Below are 19,959 nucleotides of genomic sequence, written 5' to 3'. Positions count from 1 at the left end.
TCCGTTCACCTTGCACTGCAGATCCCGTTACCTGCGCTCCTTACCTTCAGTAAAGGAACACATTGGTCCACAGCTCGCGCACGCCGAAATCTCCGTTCGGCCCGCATCGAAGAATCCCTGGAAGGGGCACATCCAAGTGAAGGCAACTCACTTCGGCCGCAACGCGGCAATCGCGGTCATCGCAGCCGGCGCTCTCGCGCTCACTGCTTGCGGTTCAGACAACGCAACCGGCACCACTGGCGGCACCCAGTCGGCAGCTACCGGCCCCAAGGTCACCGGCACCCTGACCGGCATCGGCGCGTCCTCCACCGGCGCAGCAATGGATGCTTGGAAGGCCGGCTTCTCCGCCGCAAACTCCGGCGCGACTGTTCAGTACTCCCCGGACGGTTCCGGCGCAGGCCGCAAGGCCATCATCGACGGCTCGGCACAGTTCGCCGGCTCCGATGCCTACCTGAAGGACGAAGAGCTTGAGAGCTCCAAGGCCAAGTGCGGTCCCGACGGCGCCATCAACATCCCGGTGTACATCTCCCCGATCGCTGTTGCCTTCAACGTCCCCGGCGTCACGGACCTCAAGCTCGACGCCGCGACCGTCGCCAAGATCTTCCGCGGCGAAATCGCCAAGTGGAACGATCCCGCAATCGCCGCCCTCAACGAAGGCGTCACCCTGCCGGACCTCAAGGTCACCCCCGTGAACCGCTCTGACGACTCCGGCACCACCACCAACTTCACCGACTACCTCGCAGCTTCCGCTCCCGAGGTTTGGACGGACAAGGCTGCCGGCATCTGGCCCGCAACCCTGGCAGGCGAGAACGCCAAGGGCACCTCCGGTGTGGTCAAGACCGTCACCGACACCCCGGGCGCCGTGACCTACGCTGATGACTCCGCCGTTTCCGGCAAGCTGGGCACCGCCTCCATCAAGGTGGGCGACGAATTCGTCAAGATCTCCGCTGAAGCCGCTGCCAAGGCCGTTGAAGCCGGCAAGCCCGTTGACGGCCGCGCCGCCAACGATGTTGCCATCAAGCTGGACCGCAAGACCACCGCATCGGGTGCCTACCCCGTAGTCCTGGTCTCGTACCACGTTGTCTGCACCACCTACGAGACCAAGGAAGTTGCTGACCTGGTCAAGGGCTTCGAAAGCTACGTCGTTTCCGACGAAGGACAGAAGACCGCAGCTGACGCCGCGAAGTCCGCACCGCTCTCCAAGGCGCTGCAGGACAAGGCAAAGGCCGCTATCGAAACCATCAAGGCCAAGGCCTAAGGTTTCCCGGCGGGTTTGCTGAACCCGGCTGAACACTGAAGTTCCCTGTCCCGCTCTCCGGTGGCCACCGCGGCACCGGTGCGGGGCAGGGAACTTAGCCATGTAAGACCAGTTCACTCCAGACTGAAGGAACGTGAAGTGACCACCAACTCCCTGACAACCTCCCAAGGCGCAGGACGCGCCGGGGACAAGGTTTTCTCCGGGGCCGCCATGGCCGCAGGGTGCCTGATTCTCGCGGTCCTCTTCGGAGTCGCGTTGTTCCTTGTGGTGCAGGCAATCCCTGCCCTGACCGCTCCGGCTGAGGACATCCAGGGCGGCAACGGCTTCTTCGCCTACATCGCCCCGATCGTGGTGGGCACACTGATTGCCGCCGTGATCGCCCTCGTCATCGCCACCCCCGTGGCAATCGGCGTGGCACTGTTCATCTCCCACTACGCTCCGCGCCGGCTCGCTGCCGGCCTGGGCTACGTGGTGGACCTGCTCGCAGCCATCCCTTCCGTTGTCTACGGCGCCTGGGGTGCGGCTTTCCTGGCCAAGGAGATCTCCCCGGCCTATGACTGGCTGGCCACCTACCTCGGCTGGATCCCCATCTTCGAAGGACCGGCGTCCGCCACCGGCAAGACCATCCTGACCGCCGGCATCGTCCTGTCCGTCATGGTCCTGCCCATCATCACCTCCCTGTCCCGCGAAATCTTCCTGCAGACCCCCAAGCTGCACGAGGAAGCCGCGCTGGCACTCGGAGCCACCCGCTGGGAAATGATCAAGATGGCCGTGCTGCCCTTCGGCCGTCCGGGCATCATCAGCGCCATCATGCTGGGCTTGGGCCGGGCACTTGGCGAGACCATGGCCGTTGCCCTGGTGCTCTCCTCCGGTGTCCTCACTGCCAGTCTCATCCAGTCCGGCAACCAGACCATCGCCGCGGAAATCGCACTGAACTTCCCGGAAGCCAGCGGTATCAAGGTCAACACGTTGATCGCCGCCGGCCTGGTGCTGTTCGTCATCACCCTGGGCGTGAACATGATCGCCCGCTGGATCATCACCCGGCACAAAGAATTCTCGGGAGCCAACTAAATGTCCGCCACAGTAGTCCGCAAGCGCTCAGCGCTCACCAAGGGCCAGTTGCCCAAGTTCGCGCCCTACATTGTCCTGGCCGTCGCACTCATTGTGGGCGCGGCCATCATGGCGCTCATCGGCTTCAACGCCTTCGGCTGGGGCATCGTCTCCGCCATCCTGTTTGCCGTGGTCCTGGTTTCCTGGAGCGGGGCCGTTGAAGGTTCCAGGAAGGCCAAGGACAAGCTCGCCACATGCCTTGTGGTGGGCTCGTTCCTGATTGCACTCCTGCCCCTGATCTCGGTGATCTTCACCGTGCTGGTCAACGGCATTCCCGGCCTCATCACTCCCGGCTTCCTGGGCACGTCCATGAACGGTGTCACCGGCGCGTATGACAACAAGGCAGTGGAGGAAGGCGCCCCGGTCCTGGGCGGTATCTACCACGCACTGCTGGGCACCATCCAGATCACGCTCCTTGCCACGGTCATCTCCGTACCCGTGGGTCTTCTCACCTCCATCTACCTGGTGGAATACGGCAACGGCCGTCCGCTGGCCCGCGCCATCACGTTCTTCGTGGATGTCATGACCGGCATCCCGTCGATCGTGGCCGGCCTCTTCGCGGCAGCGTTCTTCTTCGCCATCGTGGGCCCCGGCACCAAGACCGGTGCGGTAGCCGCCGTCGCGCTTTCAGTCCTGATGATCCCTGTTGTTGTCCGCTCCAGCGAGGAAATGCTCAAGATCGTCCCCAACGAGCTCCGCGAAGCCTCCTACGCCCTGGGCGTCCGGAAGTGGCGCACCGTCACCAAGGTGGTTATCCCGACGGCGATCTCCGGCATCGCGTCCGGCGTCACCCTGGCAATCGCCCGCGTGATCGGTGAAACCGCGCCCATCCTGGTGACCGCCGGCTTCGCCACCACCATCAACAACAACGTCTTCAGCGGCTGGATGGCCTCGCTGCCCACGTTCATTTATACGCAGATCCTCAACCCGACGTCGCCGTCCAACCCTGAGCCGTCGGATCAGCGGGCCTGGGGCGCGGCGCTGGTGCTGATCATCCTGGTGATGCTCCTGAACCTCGGAGCCCGCCTCATCGCCCGTCTGTTCGCGCCCAAAACTGGCCGCTAGCCGGGCCGGCCGCCGGTTAATGGCGGCCCCTTCACACTTCCAAACCCCCAAGGAACAAAGGAACACCATGTCCAAGCGCATCGACGTCAAAGACCTCAATGTCTACTACGGCAACTTCCTGGCCGTCGAGGACGTCAACATCAACATCCAGGCCAAGTCCGTTACGGCCTTCATCGGCCCGTCCGGCTGCGGCAAGTCCACCTTCCTCCGCACGCTGAACCGCATGCACGAGGTCCTTCCCGGCGCACGCGTCGAAGGCGAGGTCCTCCTGGATGGCGACAACCTCTACGGCCCCGGCGTGGACCCCGTAACGGTCCGCACCCAGGTGGGCATGGTCTTCCAGCGCCCCAACCCGTTCCCCACCATGTCCATCCGCGACAATGTGCTGGCCGGCGTGAAGCTGAATAACAAGAAGATCTCCAAGGGCGCAGCCGACGCCCTGGTGGAGAAGTCCCTGGTGGGCGCCAACCTGTGGAACGAGGTCAAGGACCGCCTGGACAAGCCCGGCTCCGGTCTTTCCGGTGGCCAGCAGCAGCGCCTGTGCATCGCCCGCGCCATCGCCGTTGAACCCCAGGTGATCCTCATGGACGAGCCCTGCTCCGCCCTGGACCCCATCTCCACCCTGGCTGTTGAGGACCTCATCAACGAGCTCAAGGACCAGTACACCGTGGTGATCGTTACCCACAACATGCAGCAGGCCGCGCGCGTGTCCGACAAGACCGCGTTCTTCAACATCGCCGGCACCGGCAAGCCCGGCAAGCTCATCGAATTCGCTGACACCACCAGCATCTTCAACAACCCCGCACAGAAGGCCACGGAAGACTACGTCTCCGGCCGCTTCGGATAAGGGGTCCTGCAGATTCCGGCTTCTATGGGGGGAGTCGGCACAGAACGACGGCGGCCGTCGCCTTGGGGGTACGGCCGCCGTCGTTTTTTCTTGCCCAACTGAGGGCTCACTGCGACATTTGCTGTTACTTAGTTCGGTGCGTCCGCGAGGGTTAGAGGTCCGCGAGGGGCGAGAACGCCAGCTCCAGGATGAAGGCCGCTGCGGCCGTGATCAACGGCGTTGCCACCCAGAACAGCAGGATTCTCCGGACCAGGCGCCTATTCACAGCGTGGAACCGCTGGTTCACGCCGGCGCCCAGCACGGACGCGGTCAACGTGTGGGTGGTGGAGAGCGGCAGGTGAAAACCGATTGCGCCCACGAACAGCATCACGGACGTCAAGGTTTGTGCCACGAAACCTCGCAATGGATCAACCCGAATCAGTTTGTGTCCAAGGGTGTGGGAGATCCGCCAGCCGCCGAACATCGTCCCCGCAGTGAGCATGACGGCGGTGAGCAGGAGGGTCCAGAGGGGCACGTCGCTGCCACTGGACAGGCCCGCGGCCACGACCGCGAGCACCATCACAGCTGCCGTGCGCTGACCATCCTGGAGGCCATGGCCGAAGGCCACAGCTGCGGTGGAGACGGCCTGCGCCCGGCGGAACCGCCGGTTGACCACGTTCGGTTGCGTGTAGCGTGCAGCCCACGTCACTGGCCAAACCAGCAGGTACGCAGCCACGAACGCGATCACGGGCGAGAGCAGCAGGGGCAGGGCAACTTGGGCGAGCAGCACGTTGTCCATGCCGCCCACCGCGTTCCCGCCCACAAGAATGCTCGCGGCGCCGGCACCAATCAGGCCGCCAACCAGCGAGTTCGTCGAAGACAAGGGAATGCCGCGCCACCACGCGTAGACGCCCCACAAGATAGCGGCGGTGAGCGCGGAGGCCAGCATGGTGAGGCCGCTGGTCCCACTGGGCAGAGTGATCCACGACTGCGTGAAGGCGAGAATGAACGTGCCGCTGAGCATGGCACCCACAAAATTGAAGATGGCCGCCAGGAGCACAGCAATCGACGGCGTGAGGGCGCGGGTCCGGGTGGAAAGTGCGACGGCGTTGGAGACGTCGCGGAAGCCGTTGAGGAACGCGAACCCGGAGGCCAAAGCAACGACGAGGACCAGGAAGGCGAGGGTCACGTCATGATTCCTTGACGATGATGCTGCCCACCTGAGTGGCGACCTTCCGCATGTCCTTGGTAACTTCCACCAATTGGTTGGCGATGTCGCGATGCCGGGCGTACTGCGTGGACTTCATGTCCTTGAGCATCTCGGCCACCCAGATCCGGTGGGAGCGTTCTGCACGCTTGGCGAGCCTCAGGATTTCGATCCAGTAGTCCTCAAGCTCGTCCAGGTCCTCGAGCTTTCGCATCGCATCCACGGTGAGCTCGGCCTGCCGGCTGATGATCTCCAGCTGGTCCGCAGCACGTTTGGGCAGTCGGTCCAGTTTGTAGAGCGCTACGAGGTCCCCGGCTGCGTCGAGCTTCTCCATGGCCTCGTTGAGGTGGCGGGAGAGGGTGTACATGTCCTCGCGGGGGAGCGGGTTCACGAAGCTGGTCCGCATGTGCGTCAGCAGCGCGAAATGGAGGTCCAAGGATTTGGATTCGTGCTCGTGCAGCTCTTCGGCGAGGCGCTGGTGCTCGCTGGCCGGCGCGCCGAGTATTTCCGAGAGCGTTCCAGTCGCGGCAACAATGACGCCGGCCATCTGCGCGAGCAGTACGAGCCCGGCAGGTTCCTGGGGAAAAAGGCGCAGCTTCATGTCGCTTCCGGGCTGGGGACGGGTGGGCACGGGCAGTTTGACTTGACGCCGCCCGTTTCCGTCCCAACTTTACCGGCACTGCCGCGGGGTCTGCGAAGTTCACGCAGCGTTGCGGGTACTTCTCCCCATCGCTGTGCCTCCGCAACCATGCGACACTTGGTCAAGTACCAATTAATCCACTGAATGGGGGAAGCATGCGCTTGAACTATGTCATGAAAATTTCCGGTATCGCCGCTGCCGGCCTGTTGGCTCTGACGGCTTGTGGTGGGACCACGGCAGGCTCCACGACGGGTTCCGAACCGTCGTCATCCTCCTCCGCCGCGGCTTCACCGTCCGCGTCTGCGTCCCCGCTGGCCTCCACCTCGTCCGAGGGCGCCGGCACTTCCTCCGGCTCGTACAAGGTAGCCGCCTGGGCACTGCCCATCTCCGAGGCCGGGGACAAACTGGGCACCATCAAGGGCGACAGCTTCAGTGTGGATGTCTACCAGGTTGCCACTGACGTTGCATCCAAGGACAGCATGTTCGTGGACAAGGAAACCAAGGAAAACCTGCTCAAGAAGGGCGACCCCGTGGTGTACCTGAACTACGTGGTGACCAACACCTCTTCAGCTGATATCCCCCTGAGCCACTCGCTGATCACTCCCAACGCAAAGTACACGGACTGGAAGTACCTCGGCGGAATGCCTTCGGACTCCAGCAGCGATGGGTACAAGAAGCACGGACTTTCCAGCTCCGGCGTGAAGCTGAAGGAGAAGGACCCGTTCGTGCTGAAGCCGGGTGAGTCCTTCAACATTGCGGAGAACTTTGCCTACACGGCCGGTAAGGAAACCGAAATCAAGGTGACCATGACGCCGCAGGATGCTGCCGGCGACCTTGATCATGACAAGAAGGAAACAGCTGAGACCACGGTCACGCTGAAGTAGTTAATACCGCGAAGGCCCGGGCCGGCATCACTGCCAGTCCGGGCCTTCGGCGTTTGGGCATAAAAATGGTGCCGAACCGGATACGCCTCTCGGCGGTAGGCCGCTCGAAGCGGCTATATGTTGAAGCCCGGGGGTTTCGCGGTTCGACACCAGCTTTAGTTTTCACCGTCAGGCGGGCTAAGTCAACATTGACAGGCCGGGCCCGACGTGGGTAGGTTTGGCCCCTTTTTCCGGCTAGTCCAGCTCACCCAGGCGCCACGCATTGGCCGCGTGCTCAAGGTCTTCGGCGGTCTTCACCAGCTGGTGTGAATTGCGGGTGAGCTTGCTGGCATGGCCCTCGTTACTGTGCTCCGCGCCGTCGGCAAGAGTCGCCTGGCCCAGCGCCACTACGCGGCAGAAAGCGGCGGAACGTTCCAGCGCGACGTCGAACTCGCCGTCGAAAGCGCCGGACAAGATGGCGTCAGCCATGGTCTTCATTTCCTCGGCTCCCGGCGGCTCAGCGGCACCTGCCACCACATTGGACACCTGCGCGGTGTCGCGACCGGCCCTGAAGTAAACGGAGATCCTCTCAGGATTCTGAATGGTGGCGGCGCGGAGGGCATAGAGCCTCCAGAGCGCGCCGGGCAACGAGCGCGCGGGACTTTCGGCCCACATCTCGGCGATGGCTTCGAGGCCCTGCTCGTCAGCCAGCTTCACCAGCCGGCTTGTGACCGTGGGATCGTCGCTGTCGCGGCCGCGTCTGACCAGGGCTTGGGCGGCGAGGTGGGCTGCTTCCGAGACCCGCGCGGGGTCGGCACCACCTGCGAACGGTTCGAAATCGATGGGCGCGAAGGGCTTGGGCTTGTGGTGCCTGTTCGCTCCGCCGTACGCACGTGATCCTGGCTGTTCGCTCATGAGTTCACCGTACTCCTGTGCTCTGGTGGGGTCGAGTGAGGACCCTGGCCAGTCGGCGCCCGGTGCCGCCACCACCTACTTTGGCGCCGCATAGGGTTCGACACGCCGCCCCAGGCTCCCGCCGTCGTCGTCCGCGGTTCAGAGTGGGTCACGACGGCGCACGTCACCTTCAGTTCCTCGCTGGCCTTGACCTTGGGGTACAGTATTTATGGCTGTTTCAACAGCTGGAGGGGCCTTTAGCTCAGTTGGTAGAGCATCGGACTTTTAATCCGTGGGTCGTGGGTTCGATCCCCACAGGGCCCACCCTCCTAGACAGGCCGGAGACCTTGAGTCTCCGGCCTGTTTTTTGTCTCCGCCCGGACGCGCGGGCGCTCTGACCCCCGTCAACGGACAAATCACCGCCGCGCGGCAGGGTGAATTGTCCGTTGGGTGGGGTTTCCCGAAAAAAATCTCTTGACTCCCACCCATGCGTAACGCCAGCATGGTTTCTATAACGTTGTAGAAACCCGCAATAACCAGCAGACAAGGACCCACCCTTTGGGAAACCCAGAAAACCCTACGGCCAAAATCACCATCGACCCCGCGTTCGTCGTGGGCCCTGTCAGGAGGAAGACGTTCGGCGCTTTCGTGGAGCACCTGGGCAGGTGTGTGTACACGGGCATCTTCGAACCCGGGCACCCCAAAGCCGACGACGACGGTTTCCGCACCGACGTCCTGGAACTCACCAAGGAACTCGGCGTCTCCACGGTCCGCTATCCGGGCGGCAACTTCGTCTCGGGCTACCGCTGGGAAGACGGGGTAGGGCCCAAGGAGGACCGCCCCACGCGCCTCGACCTCGCATGGCACTCCAGCGACCCCAATTTGGTGGGTGTGGACGAGTTCGCCAAATGGTCAGCGAAGGCCGGAGTCGAACCCATGATGGCCGTGAATCTGGGCACCAGGGGCACACAGGAAGCATTGGATCTGCTGGAATACTCCAACATCAAGGGTGGGACGGCCCTGTCCGAACAGCGCAAAGCGAATGGCGCCGTCGAGCCTCACAACATCACCATGTGGTGCCTCGGGAATGAGATGGACGGCTTCTGGCAGATCGGCCACAAAAAGGCCGGCGAGTACGCGCGGGTCGCGGCGGAGACTGCCCGGGCCATGCGGATGGTCAACCCGGACCTGGAGCTGGTTGCCTGCGGGAGCTCGGCGCCCACCATGCCCACGTTCGGCGAATGGGAGCGTGTGGTCCTCAATGAGACGTACGAGCTGGTGGATCTGATTTCCGCGCACCAGTACTTCGAGGACTTCGGGGACCTGCAGGAACACCTGTCTGCCGGGCACCGGATGGAGGCCTTTATCAAGGACCTGGTTTCACACATCGATCATGTGAAGTCGTCCACCAAGTCCGATAAGCAGGTCAATATTTCCTTTGACGAGTGGAACGTCTGGCACATGTCGCGCGACGAATCCAAGGCACCCACAGGGGATGACTGGCCTGTGGCACCGGTGCTGCTCGAGGACCGCTACACCGTGGCGGACGCCGTGGTGGTGGGCGATCTCCTCATTACGCTGCTGCGGAACACGGACCGGGTGCATTCTGCCAGCCTGGCCCAGTTGGTCAACGTGATCGCACCGATCATGACCGAGCCGGGTGGCCGGGCTTGGAAGCAGACCACGTTCCACCCGTTCGCGCTTACCTCGCAGCATGCCTCGGGCACGGTGCTGAACCTCGCCGTCGAATCCCCGCAGCTGGAGAGTGAAAAGACGTCCGGGTTCACGTCACTGTCAGCTGTGGCGACCTATGACGCCGAAGCCAAAGAGGCCGTGGTCTTCGCTGTGAACCGCTCGGCGACGGACGTGCTGACACTGGATGCCGCCGTCGGAAGCCTCGGCGCAAGCAAAGTCATCGAGGCCGTGACCTACACGAACAAGGACCCGTACTGGCAGGCAACGGCTGACGACTCGACGTCAGTCCTGCCGTCCGAAAACGTCAGTGCAAAGCTCGACGGCGGTCGGCTCACCGCAGAGCTTCCGGCCGTGAGTTGGAGCATGATCCGGTTGTCGCTGGACTCATAGGCGAATCGCCAGAGAGCTAGGCGATCTGCTGCGTGCCGTCGTGGAACATGGGGTACGCAGAAATTGGTGTCACAGTGGCTGACAGGGTCGGCTCCGGTGCCTGCGTTGCGGGCGCCGGGGCAGGCTGGTCACCGGTCACGATCTCCATGGATTCCATGTCCAGCAGGCGTCGGCTGCCGGTTTCGTCCTGGAGCCAAAAGAGGTCCGTGCCCACTACTGTTTTGACCACGGTGCCCCGGTGATAGAGGCGGCCGTTGTGCCAAGCCTCAACGTATTCACCCGGCTTCAGTGCGTGTGGCTCGTCCTGGCTACCCGGCATGGTGCCGAATGCCTGCGCCAGGCTGGCCTGCGTTTTCAGTGCCTGAAATAGATCCCTGTTTGCAATGCTCATGTCTGCTCCCCTCAGCTGTATCCGTCCGTTGCCCCCAGCATTGCGCATCTATGTTGCAGGCGCGTTGCACGGGGATGAGCGGAATGTGACAGGTGGCGGGGCGCAGGCGCGGACACCTCACTACATCTGCAACGATGTATACCGAGCCGGAAATGAACCAGAAGGAGCCCTGCATGGCCGTGACCATGAACGACGTCGCACGCGCGGCAGGAGTGTCCTTGAAGACGGTCTCCAATGTCATCAATAACTACGAGTTCATCCGGCCCGCCACCAAGCAGCGGGTCCTTGATGCTATTGAAGAGCTCGGGTACCAAACAAACCTGACGGCCCGAAGCCTCCGCTCCGGAAAGACCAACATGCTCGGGCTGGTGCTGGCCGACCTCTCCATCCCGTACTATGCCGAGCTGGCCTCGGACATCATGAAGGCCGCTTGGGCCCGCGGCTACCGGGTTTTGGTGGAGCAATCCGGCAACGAGGCAGAGCACGAGAAAGCTGCGCTTCAGGGCCAGTTCCGCAGCCTCACCGACGGCCTCCTTTTCATCCCACTGGCCTTGCAAGCCGAGCAGATCATCGCCTCCGCCGGCAAGAAACCGTTGGTCCTCCTGGGCGAATTCGTGCAGGACCCCCGGCTGGACATGGTCCTCATCCAAAACCAGGAGGCTGCCGCCGCCGTCACCACGCACCTGCTGGCGGGCGGCCGCCGTCGTATAGCCGTCCTGGGCGCGCACGACGGCGACGAAGCCGGCAGCAACGGCCTCCGCCTTCGCGGTTACCGGGCTGCGCTCGCTGACGCCGGGGTGGAGCATGACCCGGCGCTGGTGGTCCCCTGCGATTGGAGGCGCGACGGCGGTGCTGACGCCACCGCGCGGTTGCTGGACAGCGGCGTGGAATTCGACGCCGTTTTCGGGCTCAACGATGCCCTCGCTTTAGGGGCGATGCACGAACTCCTGCTCCGTGGCCGGAAAGTCCCGGAGGAGATTGCCGTGGCCGGGTTCGATGACATTGACGAGTCGCGGTTCGCGTCGCCGTCGTTGACTACTGTGGCGCCGGGGCGGGCGGAAATTGCGGAGCGGGCCGTCGAACTCCTCATCCAGCGGATCGAAAGCAAAGATGCGCTGCGTGCCGTCCAGCAGCCGGCGGCGGCGTTCGAAATGCGGGTCAGGCAGTCCGCTCCGTAGGTCGTCATTGTCCCGGCCGCTAGGGTTTTATGAATGAACGCTATTCCTGCCGCCCTCATCACCCCTGCCGTCATGATCGACACCGATGTCCTGGACCGGAACATCGAACGGATGGCAGCGAGCATGCGCGGGCGCGGGCTGGGACTCCGTCCGCACGTGAAGACGCACAAGACGCTGGAAATTGCGCGCAAGCAGCTCGCCGCGGGAGCCGTTGGCATCACTGTGGCCACGATCGGGGAGGCCGAGGTCTTCGCTGCGGACGGCGTGAAGGACATCTTCATCGCTTACCCCCTCTGGGTTGAAGCGCCGCATGCGGAACGTCTTCGCGCGTTGACGGCCACGTGCCGCCTCGCCGTCGGCGTGGATTCGATGGAAAGCGCGACGGCGATGGGCGGCCAGCTTGGCGCGGATGCCGGCAGTATTGAGGTGCTGATCGAAGTGGACAGCGGGCACCACCGAAGCGGAGTCCTGCCGGACGAGGTGGTGGATGTTGCCAGGGCAGCCACGGCGGCGGGTTTGGCCGTGGCCGGTGTTTTCACCTTCCCGGGGCATAGCTACAAGCCCGGCATGCCCACAGGTGCTGTGGGTAACGAGAATGAAGCGCTGGGTCTTGCGGCAACGGCGCTGACTTCCGCTGGTTTCCACGTGAGGACCATCAGCGGGGGGTCCACGCCCACGGCCCTGATCACCGGTGAATCCGCAGCCACGGAACTGCGTCCCGGAGTTTACGTGTTCGGCGACGCCCAGCAACTGGAACTGGAGCGCTGCGGCTGGGATGACATCGCTCTGACGGTCGCCGCCACAGTGGTCAGCAGGCACGAAGCCCGTGGCGGGAACGTGCGCCGGGTTGTGGTGGACGCCGGCAGCAAGATCCTGGGCAGTGACCGCCCGGACTGGGCTACCGGGTACGGGCGGCTCCCCGAATTCCCTGAGGCTCGCGTCACGGCGTTGTCCGAGCACCACGCCACGGTTGTGTGGCCGGACTCCTCGGAACTGCCGCCCTTGGGCACGCGGCTCCGAGTCATCCCCAACCATGTGTGCCTCACTATGAATCTGGTGGACGAGGTCACTGTGGTGCGCGGCGGGGCTGTGGTGGAGCAGTGGAGCGTTGCGGCTCGGGGCCGAAACAACTAGGCCGATTCTTGACCAGGACGAGGTGGAGGAATGGCACGATTCCCGGTGCCAGTGCAAATTTCCATGGCATGCGCTTCACTGGAATGACTCCTCCATCCCGTTTTTGAAGGACAGGCCTTGACGTACTCTGATGTGATTCCCTCCCTCCCCAAGCCCGAGCATCCCCGTCCACAGCTGGTCCGTGACAAATGGCTGAACCTCAACGGCAACTGGGAATTTGAGATCGACGCCGGTGACTCCGGTTTGGAGCGCGGACTCACCACGCGTGAACTCAACAGCCGGATCCTGGTTCCGTTCGCACCGGAGTCCGCCCTTTCGGGGATTGAGCACGTAGATTTCATGGAAGCCGTCTGGTACCGGCGCACCGTGTCCATCCCTCAGGAGTGGGCCGGACAGAACGTCCTTTTGCATTTTGGCGCGGTGGATCACGACGCCACGGTGTGGGTAAACGGCGTGGAAGTAGCCCGTCACCGTGGTGGCTTCACGCCTTTCACGGCAGACCTCGGAGGAGTGGCAGAGCCCGGTACTGACGCCGTGGTTGTGGTTCGAGCCAGAGACTCACGGCACGAGATGCAGGCCCGGGGCAAGCAAGCCACCTGGTACAACAACACCCACTGCCAATACACGCGGACCACCGGAATTTGGCAGACCGTCTGGATGGAAGCGGTGCCTGAGATTCACATCAAACGCCTCCGCATGACCCCCAACCTTGCCGATTCCAGCATCACCCTGGAGGTGCCGGTCAGCCAGAACCGAAGTGGACATTCTGTCACCGCCGTCCTCAGCGATGGCAGCGAGCTGCGTGTAGATGCCGCGGCCAAAGCCGACCTGGATCTCACGCCCTCCCTTCGACTGGAAATCCCTGCAGAATCACTGCGCCCTTGGTCCACCGAAGATCCTTTCCTCTATGACCTGGAGGTCAGCGTCCGCGACTCCTCCGGCAATGTGATTGATCAGGTCAGCAGCTACGCAGCGGTTCGATCGGTTGCCTTGGACGGCAAAGTGGTCCGCATCAACGGCAAAGCAGTCTTCCAACGGCTGATCCTGGATCAGGGCTACTGGCCGGAGTCCTTGATGACGTCGCCGGACGATGCTGCCCTCGTCAAGGACATTGAATTGTCCATGGCCGCAGGCTTCAATGGTGCCCGGCTTCACCAGAAGGTCTTTGAGGAACGCTTCCTCTATCACGCCGATCGCCTGGGTTACCTGGTGTGGGGTGAGTTCGGCGACTGGGGTGTCTCCGGCGGCGGAACGGTGGGTCACAATCAAAGGCCCACAGCGAGCTTCGTGGCGCAATGGCTGGAGGTGCTCAAGCGCGATTTCAATCACCCCTCCATCATTGGTTGGTGCCCTCTCAACGAGACCCACCAAGTGATGCACGATCGCCCCACGATACTTGATGACGTCACGGAAGCCATGTTCCTTGCCACCAAGCTCGCTGATCCTACGCGTCCGGTCATCGATGCCTCCGGTTACTCACATCGCATTCGGGAGACCGACATTTACGACTCGCACTCGTATGAACAGGATCCGGACCGGTTCCGCATGGAACAACAGGGCCTTGCGGACGGAAAGCCGTACATCAACCGCACGGCGGACGGCCAGGAGTATTCAGTGCCTTATGCAGGCCAGCCCTACTTCGTCTCCGAATTCGGCGGGATCTGGTGGAACGAACTTGAGGCCCGCCAGGCCGTGGACGGAAGCGACGTCGCCTCTTCATGGGGCTACGGCCAGCGCGTCAGCAGTGAGGAAGAGTTCTACACCCGATTCGATGGACTCTGTGCCGTATTGCTGGAGAACGAGGATATGTTCGGTTACTGCTACACGCAGCTGACGGATGTGTTCCAGGAGAAGAACGGCATCTTCAACTTCGACCGCAGCAACAAGTTCGATCTGGAGAGGATCCGCGCCAGCCAGCTGCGGCCTGCCGCGATCGAAACCCGGTGGGCGTAGGCTACGTGGCACTCATGAAGACCTAACCTCGCAGTTAAGCCGCAGTTAAGCCCCGGCTGGAACACCCGCGAGCAGCGTGTGGAACTCCCGGTTGTGATAAACCAGTGGAGCTGAACCGGACGGGTTAGCCCGGATGTCCACAACTTTCGCTGCCAGCAGCACTGAGCCCCCCAGCGGCGCCCGATGGATGATTTCGCACCGTAATGCCCAGACGGCCTCCTTGAGCAGGGGCTCTCCTGTGGGCAGGACCTCCCATTCCATGGTGTCCGTGAATCGCGGGGCGGATGGGTCCGCGAAGGCGCGGACGAGCTCCAGCTGATCGGCGCCCACCAGATGCACCACGATTGTTTGCGCGGCTGCGATGACGGAGGCTGATCGCCCGCCGGTCACAGAGAAAGCGAGTATCGCCGGATCCACGGCCACAGATGCCACCGATGATGCCGTCAGCCCCACTGCTCCCTCTGGTCCCGTTGCTGTGACAATCGAGACTCCTGCCGGATGGGCGCGGAACGCGGCCCTGAAAAGTTCGCCGACTAGCTCGGATGGCACGGGCTTGGGATGGGTCATTAACGCACTTTCATGGGGCTGGTGGGGATGGCGGCCTCTCAGACGCACACCTCATTGATGCTAGAACCTCAACAATGGTTGAGGTCAATTCCTGAGAAATCGACCCCCGCCCGTGACGCCGTGGAAACGTAGCCGAAACTTCCGCTCCCTACGCTGAACACAATGTCCAAGTGCCCGGCGTCCCAGGAGTAACCATGCATCTTTTGCCCCGTGAGCAGGAGAAACTCATGATCGTGGTGGCCGCCGACCTCGCACGGCGTCGCCAAGGGAGGGGGCTCAAACTGAACTACCCCGAAGCTGTGGCGATCATCAGCTACGAGCTCATCGAAGGCGCCCGCGACGGCAAGTCAGTCGCCCAACTCATGAGCTACGGAAGCACCCTGTTGCGCCGCGAAGACGTGATGGAAGGCGTGCCTGAGATGATCCACGACGTCCAGATCGAAGCCACTTTTCCCGACGGCACCAAGCTGGTCACCGTCCACAACCCCATCCGTTAGGAGCCCCCATGATCCCCGGTGAATACAGGCTCCAGCCCGGTCCCGTCGTGTGTAACAGCGGCCGCCAGGCGATCGCCGTCGAGGTTGTGAACCGCGGCGACCGCCCCGTGCAGGTCGGTTCGCACTATCACTTTGCCGAGGCCAACAGGGCCCTGGAATTCGACCGCGAAGCCGCCTACGGCCGTCGGCTGGACATCCCCGCGGGTACTGCCGCACGGTTCGAGCCAGGGGACAGGAAGACGGTCCACCTGATCGAACTCGCGGGGACGCGCGAGGTGCACGGCCTCAGCAACGCAGTTAACGGAAAGCTCGACGGCGGAACTTCAGTAACCGGGGAACCCCGCCCGGGCGTCGCAGCGGAAAGGGACCACCAGTGAGTTTCGAGATTCCCCGCAAGCAGTACGCCGAACTGTACGGCCCGACCACCGGTGACGCCATCCGCCTTGCCGACACCGAACTGTTCCTCGAAATCGAGAAGGACTACACGGTATACGGCGAAGAAGTGGTGTTCGGCGGCGGCAAAGTCATCCGAGACGGCATGGGCCAAAACGGTCAGCTCACCCGCGCGGAGGACATCCCGGACACCGTGATCACCAACGTGGTAATCCTGGATTACACCGGTATCTACAAAGCGGATGTGGCCTTAAAGGACGGCCACATCTTCAAGATCGGTAAGGCAGGCAACCCGCAGATCACCGACGGCGTGGACATCGTGATCGGCGCCAGCACGGAAATCATCGCGGGTGAACGGAAGATCCTCACAGCCGGCGGCATCGATACCCACATTCACTTCATCTCCCCGGAGCAGGTCCCGGCGGCGCTCTGCAATGGCATCACCACGATGGTTGGCGGGGGCACCGGCCCAGCCGAAGGCACCAAAGCCACCACCATCACGCCCGGCGCCTGGCACATCTCACGGATGCTGCAAGCCGCCGAAGGGCTCCCGGTCAACATCGGCCTGTTCGGGAAGGGCCACGCCTCCGCCGTCGAGCCCCTCGCAGAACAGATCCGCGCCGGTGCAGTGGGGCTCAAAGTCCACGAGGACTGGGGCTCCACCACGTCCTCTATTGACATGTCCCTGCGCGTTGCCGACGAATACGACGTCCAAGTAGCCATCCACACGGACACCCTCAACGAATGCGGCTTCGTGGAAGACACCATTCGCGCGATCGATGGACGGGTCATCCACACGTTCCACACCGAAGGCGCAGGCGGAGGCCACGCCCCGGACATCATCAAAATCGCCGGGCTGCCCAACGTGCTCCCCGCGTCCACCAACCCCACGCTGCCCTACACCAAAAACACCATCGAAGAGCACCTGGACATGCTCATGGTCTGCCACCACCTCAACCCGGACATCCCCGAAGACGTGGCCTTCGCCGACTCCCGCATCCGCGCCGAAACCATCGCCGCCGAAGACGTCCTCCACGACCTCGGCATCTTCGCCATCACATCGTCCGACTCCCAGGCCATGGGCCGCGTCGGCGAGGTGGTCACGCGTACCTGGCAGGTGGCCGATGCCATGAAGCGCCAGCGCGGGGTTCTGAAGGATCCATCCGGAACCGCGCATGGTTCCGCCGAATCCGACAACTTCCGGCTCAAGCGCTACGTGGCCAAATACACCATCAACCCCGCCATCGCCCAAGGCATGGCAGACGTCATCGGATCCGTGGAAGAAGGCAAGTTCGCAGACCTGGTCCTCTGGGACCCCGCGTTCTTCGGTGTGAAACCCGAACTCGTCATCAAAGGCGGCCAAATCGCCTACGCACTCATGGGAGACTCCAACGCCTCAATCCCCACACCGCAACCGCGCACCATGCGGCCCATGTTCGCAACCTACGGCAAGGCCCGCCAACAAACGTCCATCACGTTCCTGTCCCAGGCCGCCATTGACGCCGGAGTGCCCGAAGACCTCGGCCTCGAACGCATCATCAAACCCGTCTCCGGCATCCGCAACCTCAGCAAAGCGGATCTCAAATACAACGGCGAAACCCCGGACATCGCCGTCGACCCCGAAACCTACAAGGTAACCGTCGACGGCGTCGAAGTCACCTCCCAGCCCTCCGACGTGCTGCCCATGGCCCAGCGCTACTTCCTCTTCTAGGAGCCACCATGATCATCGAAAAAATCCTGGGCAACCTCCACGAACAACCCGCTGACTACACAGGCCACCACAAAGAAAAAGTAGTGCTGCCCAGCGCCCTCCTCGTCAAACGCATCCAACGCGTCACCACCGACCACGGCAAAGAACTCGGCATCCGGCTCCCCACCGGCACCGGAGACCTCCGAGACGGCGACATCCTCGCCATCAACGACAACAACGTCATCATCATCTCCGTACTGCCCACCGACGTCCTGGTCATAGGGCCACGGAGCATCCACGAAATGGGCGTCGTGGCACATTCGCTCGGCAACCGGCATTTGCAGGCACAATTCTTCGACGCTGCGTCTGAATACGGGGCCGAAGTCATGGTGTGCCAGTACGACCACACGGTCGAAGACTATTTGAAGAGCGTCGGCGTCCCCTACGACAGGCAAGAGCGGGTCATGCCGGTGCCATTCCGCCATGCAGAGCATTCGCACTAGAGTCATGCGTCGCATCAGGTTGGGTGCGCGCGCTTGCGCTCCACTGGGAAGGGGGCCGTGCCCGTCCCCAGCCGCTCCCAACCTTCGCAAGCTCAGGTCGGGGCCCTCGCGGCAGTGGGCCCCCCGCGGGGCCCGCCACGCCGCGGCCCCCTTCCCAGCTCCGCTCCAGCGCACAGACCGCACCGGCGGCGGTGCGGCTTGAGCCCGACATATCAGCTTGCTCTTCAACAGTTGACTGACTCAGCTTTGCCTACGGGGGCGTTTGCTCATTCTTTGGGGTTTGAGAGCTACATCCACCGTGAGTTGGTTCGTGATGAGATCACTTTTGGGAAGTGGTTGGGTGCTTTTGTGGGGCAGCAGTTGGTCTTTTCCGAGGGGTTGGCCGTTCGCTTTCTTTATGAGGGGGTGGATGTCGGCTTGCTGGATGGGGTGTTGTCTTCGCAGTTGTTGGCTCGGGAAGTGCGGGAGGCTTCGCTCAAAATGGGTGGGCGGTTGTTGGAAATTGGCGGGGAGGTGTTCCCGTCGGCTGAGTTGGAAGAGTATCGGGGGCTCGTTCGGGCGGGGTTGGCCTCGGGGCATCAACCTCTGGCTTTTGGCGTCATTGCGCGGTCTTTGGGGGTTCCCTTTGAGGCGGCGTTGTCTGCCTATCTGTTTGCCACCGTTACCTCGCTGACGCAGAACGCCGTGCGGGCCATACCGCTCGGGCAGAACGCCGGGCAGCGGGTACTTCGGGACGCGCACGACGCCGTTGCTGCCGCCATCCAGGATGTAGCACAGCTGTGCTGGGACGACTTTGGGGCCGTCAGCCCCGGCCTCGAAATTTCACAAATGCGGCACGAACGGCAACGTGCCCGCATGTTCATGAGCTAGCAAGTGCAAAGGACAGACAACATGACAGAACCCATCAAAATCGGCGTCGGCGGGCCCGTCGGAGCAGGCAAAACCCAGCTCGTTGAACGCATCACCCGGCACATGAGCCGCGACATCTCCATGGCCGCCATCACCAACGACATCTACACCATCGAAGACGCCAAAATCCTCGCCGCCAACGGCATCCTGCCCGAGGACCGGATCATCGGCGTCGAAACCGGCGGCTGCCCCCACACCGCCATCCGCGAAGACACCTCCATGAACACCGCAGCCATCGACGAACTCAAGACCAGGCACCCCGACCTGCAAGTGATCTTCGTCGAATCCGGCGGCGACAACCTCTCCGCAACCTTCAGCCCAGAACTCGTCGACTTCTCCATCTACATCATCGACGTAGCCCAAGGCGAAAAAATCCCCCGCAAAGCCGGCCAAGGCATGATCAAATCCGACCTCTTCATCATCAACAAAACAGACCTCGCGCCCCACGTCGGAGCGGACCTCTCAGTCATGGAGAGGGACTCCAAAGAGTTCCGCGGCAACAAGCCGTTCTGCTTTACCAACCTCAAAACGGACGAAGGCCTGGACGAGGTCCTCAACTGGATCCGCCGCGACGTCCTGATGCTCGATCTAACACCGTGAGGGTTCTTGGGGCGGCGCCCGCGCCGGATTTTGGGCCGTGCCCGCTTCGCGATGCCCGCCACGCCGCGGCCCAAAAATCCGGCTCGGCCGCCTCGACGGTTTCGTCACCACCGGAGATGCGCCTATGAACACGACGACGCAGGTCGAATTCGGCTCAGATGTTGTGGGGGACGTGGGGCCTGACTCCGCGTTGATT

Annotated in this window: 20 protein-coding genes and 1 tRNA gene; 16 read left to right on the top strand and 5 right to left on the bottom strand. The window is 62.9% G+C overall.

Annotated features, from left to right (window positions below; all coding sequences use genetic code 11):
* The first annotated feature begins 136 nt into the window (after positions 1–136).
* The 4 genes from pstS (at position 137) to pstB (ending at position 4,280) form a co-directional block, all read left to right on the top strand.
* Positions 137–1,258, top strand: a complete 1,122-nt coding sequence (pstS, locus tag EU811_RS03585) for a phosphate ABC transporter substrate-binding protein PstS (protein ID WP_142937146.1) — start codon at positions 137–139, stop codon at positions 1,256–1,258.
* Between the two features lie 138 nt (positions 1,259–1,396).
* Entirely contained in the window at positions 1,397–2,329 is a 933-nt protein-coding gene (gene pstC, locus EU811_RS03580; protein ID WP_024819033.1) for a phosphate ABC transporter permease subunit PstC, read from the top strand.
* On the top strand, positions 2,330–3,433 hold the full coding sequence (gene pstA / locus EU811_RS03575; RefSeq protein ID WP_142937145.1) for a phosphate ABC transporter permease PstA: 1,104 nt from the start codon (positions 2,330–2,332) through the stop codon (positions 3,431–3,433).
* Positions 3,434–3,500: 67 nt separating this feature from the next.
* Positions 3,501–4,280: a phosphate ABC transporter ATP-binding protein PstB gene (gene pstB / locus EU811_RS03570; protein ID WP_017197024.1), complete on the top strand. Its 780-nt coding sequence runs from the start codon at positions 3,501–3,503 to the stop codon at positions 4,278–4,280.
* A gap of 151 nt (positions 4,281–4,431) precedes the next feature.
* Here the strand turns inward: pstB and EU811_RS03565 are convergent, their stop codons facing one another.
* Positions 4,432–5,448 (bottom strand): inorganic phosphate transporter, encoded by a 1,017-nt coding sequence (locus EU811_RS03565; protein WP_142937144.1) that lies wholly within the window; start codon positions 5,446–5,448, stop codon positions 4,432–4,434.
* Between the two features lies 1 nt (position 5,449).
* Positions 5,450–6,067 carry a DUF47 domain-containing protein gene (locus tag EU811_RS03560; protein ID WP_043469600.1) on the bottom strand — a complete coding sequence of 206 codons (618 nt, stop codon included), beginning with the start codon at positions 6,065–6,067 and terminating at the stop codon, positions 5,450–5,452.
* Positions 6,068–6,261: 194 nt separating this feature from the next.
* Between EU811_RS03560 and EU811_RS03555 the strand changes: the two genes are divergently transcribed.
* Positions 6,262–6,990 carry a hypothetical protein gene (locus EU811_RS03555; protein WP_142937143.1) on the top strand — a complete coding sequence of 243 codons (729 nt, stop codon included), beginning with the start codon at positions 6,262–6,264 and terminating at the stop codon, positions 6,988–6,990.
* Between the two features lie 234 nt (positions 6,991–7,224).
* Here EU811_RS03555 and EU811_RS03550 read toward each other — a convergent pair whose 3' ends face one another.
* On the bottom strand, positions 7,225–7,884 hold the full coding sequence (locus EU811_RS03550; protein ID WP_142937142.1) for a hypothetical protein: 660 nt from the start codon (positions 7,882–7,884) through the stop codon (positions 7,225–7,227).
* A 230-nt stretch (positions 7,885–8,114) separates the two neighbouring features.
* Here EU811_RS03550 and EU811_RS03545 point away from each other — a divergent pair.
* Together EU811_RS03545 and arfA are read left to right on the top strand one after the other, a co-directional pair.
* A tRNA-Lys gene (locus tag EU811_RS03545) sits at positions 8,115–8,187 on the top strand.
* 234 nt (positions 8,188–8,421) lie between these two features.
* Complete coding sequence (gene arfA / locus EU811_RS03540) at positions 8,422–9,948, top strand: arabinosylfuranosidase ArfA (protein WP_142937141.1); 1,527 nt, start codon at positions 8,422–8,424, stop codon at positions 9,946–9,948.
* A 16-nt stretch (positions 9,949–9,964) separates the two neighbouring features.
* Here arfA and EU811_RS03535 read toward each other — a convergent pair whose 3' ends face one another.
* Positions 9,965–10,339: a hypothetical protein gene (locus EU811_RS03535; protein WP_142937140.1), complete on the bottom strand. Its 375-nt coding sequence runs from the start codon at positions 10,337–10,339 to the stop codon at positions 9,965–9,967.
* 173 nt (positions 10,340–10,512) lie between these two features.
* Between EU811_RS03535 and EU811_RS03530 the strand changes: the two genes are divergently transcribed.
* From EU811_RS03530 to EU811_RS03520, 3 genes are all read left to right on the top strand, one after another.
* On the top strand, positions 10,513–11,517 hold the full coding sequence (locus EU811_RS03530; RefSeq protein ID WP_142937139.1) for a LacI family DNA-binding transcriptional regulator: 1,005 nt from the start codon (positions 10,513–10,515) through the stop codon (positions 11,515–11,517).
* A gap of 33 nt (positions 11,518–11,550) precedes the next feature.
* Positions 11,551–12,651, top strand: a complete 1,101-nt coding sequence (locus EU811_RS03525; protein WP_142937138.1) for a D-TA family PLP-dependent enzyme — start codon at positions 11,551–11,553, stop codon at positions 12,649–12,651.
* Between the two features lie 132 nt (positions 12,652–12,783).
* A complete protein-coding gene (locus EU811_RS03520) occupies positions 12,784–14,604 on the top strand; it encodes a glycoside hydrolase family 2 protein (RefSeq protein ID WP_142937179.1) in 1,821 nt (606 codons plus the stop codon).
* Positions 14,605–14,649: 45 nt separating this feature from the next.
* On the opposite strand, the gene EU811_RS03515 is transcribed toward EU811_RS03520, so the two are convergent.
* On the bottom strand, positions 14,650–15,171 hold the full coding sequence (locus EU811_RS03515) for a flavin reductase family protein (protein ID WP_142937137.1): 522 nt from the start codon (positions 15,169–15,171) through the stop codon (positions 14,650–14,652).
* A 194-nt stretch (positions 15,172–15,365) separates the two neighbouring features.
* Here EU811_RS03515 and EU811_RS03510 point away from each other — a divergent pair, with 194 nt between their 5' ends.
* The 6 genes from EU811_RS03510 (at position 15,366) to ureG (ending at position 19,763) form a co-directional block, all read left to right on the top strand.
* On the top strand, positions 15,366–15,668 hold the full coding sequence (locus tag EU811_RS03510; RefSeq protein ID WP_142937136.1) for an urease subunit gamma: 303 nt from the start codon (positions 15,366–15,368) through the stop codon (positions 15,666–15,668).
* 8 nt (positions 15,669–15,676) lie between these two features.
* Entirely contained in the window at positions 15,677–16,045 is a 369-nt protein-coding gene (locus EU811_RS03505) for an urease subunit beta (RefSeq protein ID WP_142937135.1), read from the top strand.
* Positions 16,042–17,772 (top strand): urease subunit alpha, encoded by a 1,731-nt coding sequence (ureC, locus tag EU811_RS03500; RefSeq protein ID WP_142937134.1) that lies wholly within the window; start codon positions 16,042–16,044, stop codon positions 17,770–17,772. The genes EU811_RS03505 and ureC overlap by 4 nt, the downstream gene beginning before the upstream one ends.
* A gap of 8 nt (positions 17,773–17,780) precedes the next feature.
* The gene (gene ureE, locus EU811_RS03495) at positions 17,781–18,254 is read left to right on the top strand and encodes an urease accessory protein UreE (RefSeq protein ID WP_142937133.1); all 474 of its coding nucleotides are present in this window, start codon (positions 17,781–17,783) and stop codon (positions 18,252–18,254) included.
* 198 nt (positions 18,255–18,452) lie between these two features.
* Positions 18,453–19,124, top strand: a complete 672-nt coding sequence (locus tag EU811_RS03490; protein ID WP_142937132.1) for an urease accessory protein UreF — start codon at positions 18,453–18,455, stop codon at positions 19,122–19,124.
* A gap of 21 nt (positions 19,125–19,145) precedes the next feature.
* Complete coding sequence (gene ureG / locus EU811_RS03485) at positions 19,146–19,763, top strand: urease accessory protein UreG (protein WP_142937131.1); 618 nt, start codon at positions 19,146–19,148, stop codon at positions 19,761–19,763.
* Positions 19,764–19,959: the final 196 nt, after the last annotated feature.

Source organism: Arthrobacter sp. TS-15 (assembly GCF_006964045.1).
Taxonomy (GTDB): domain Bacteria; phylum Actinomycetota; class Actinomycetes; order Actinomycetales; family Micrococcaceae; genus Arthrobacter.
The sequence above is the reverse complement of the archived record's forward strand: the minus strand, read 5'-3'. Positions and strand labels throughout refer to the sequence as shown.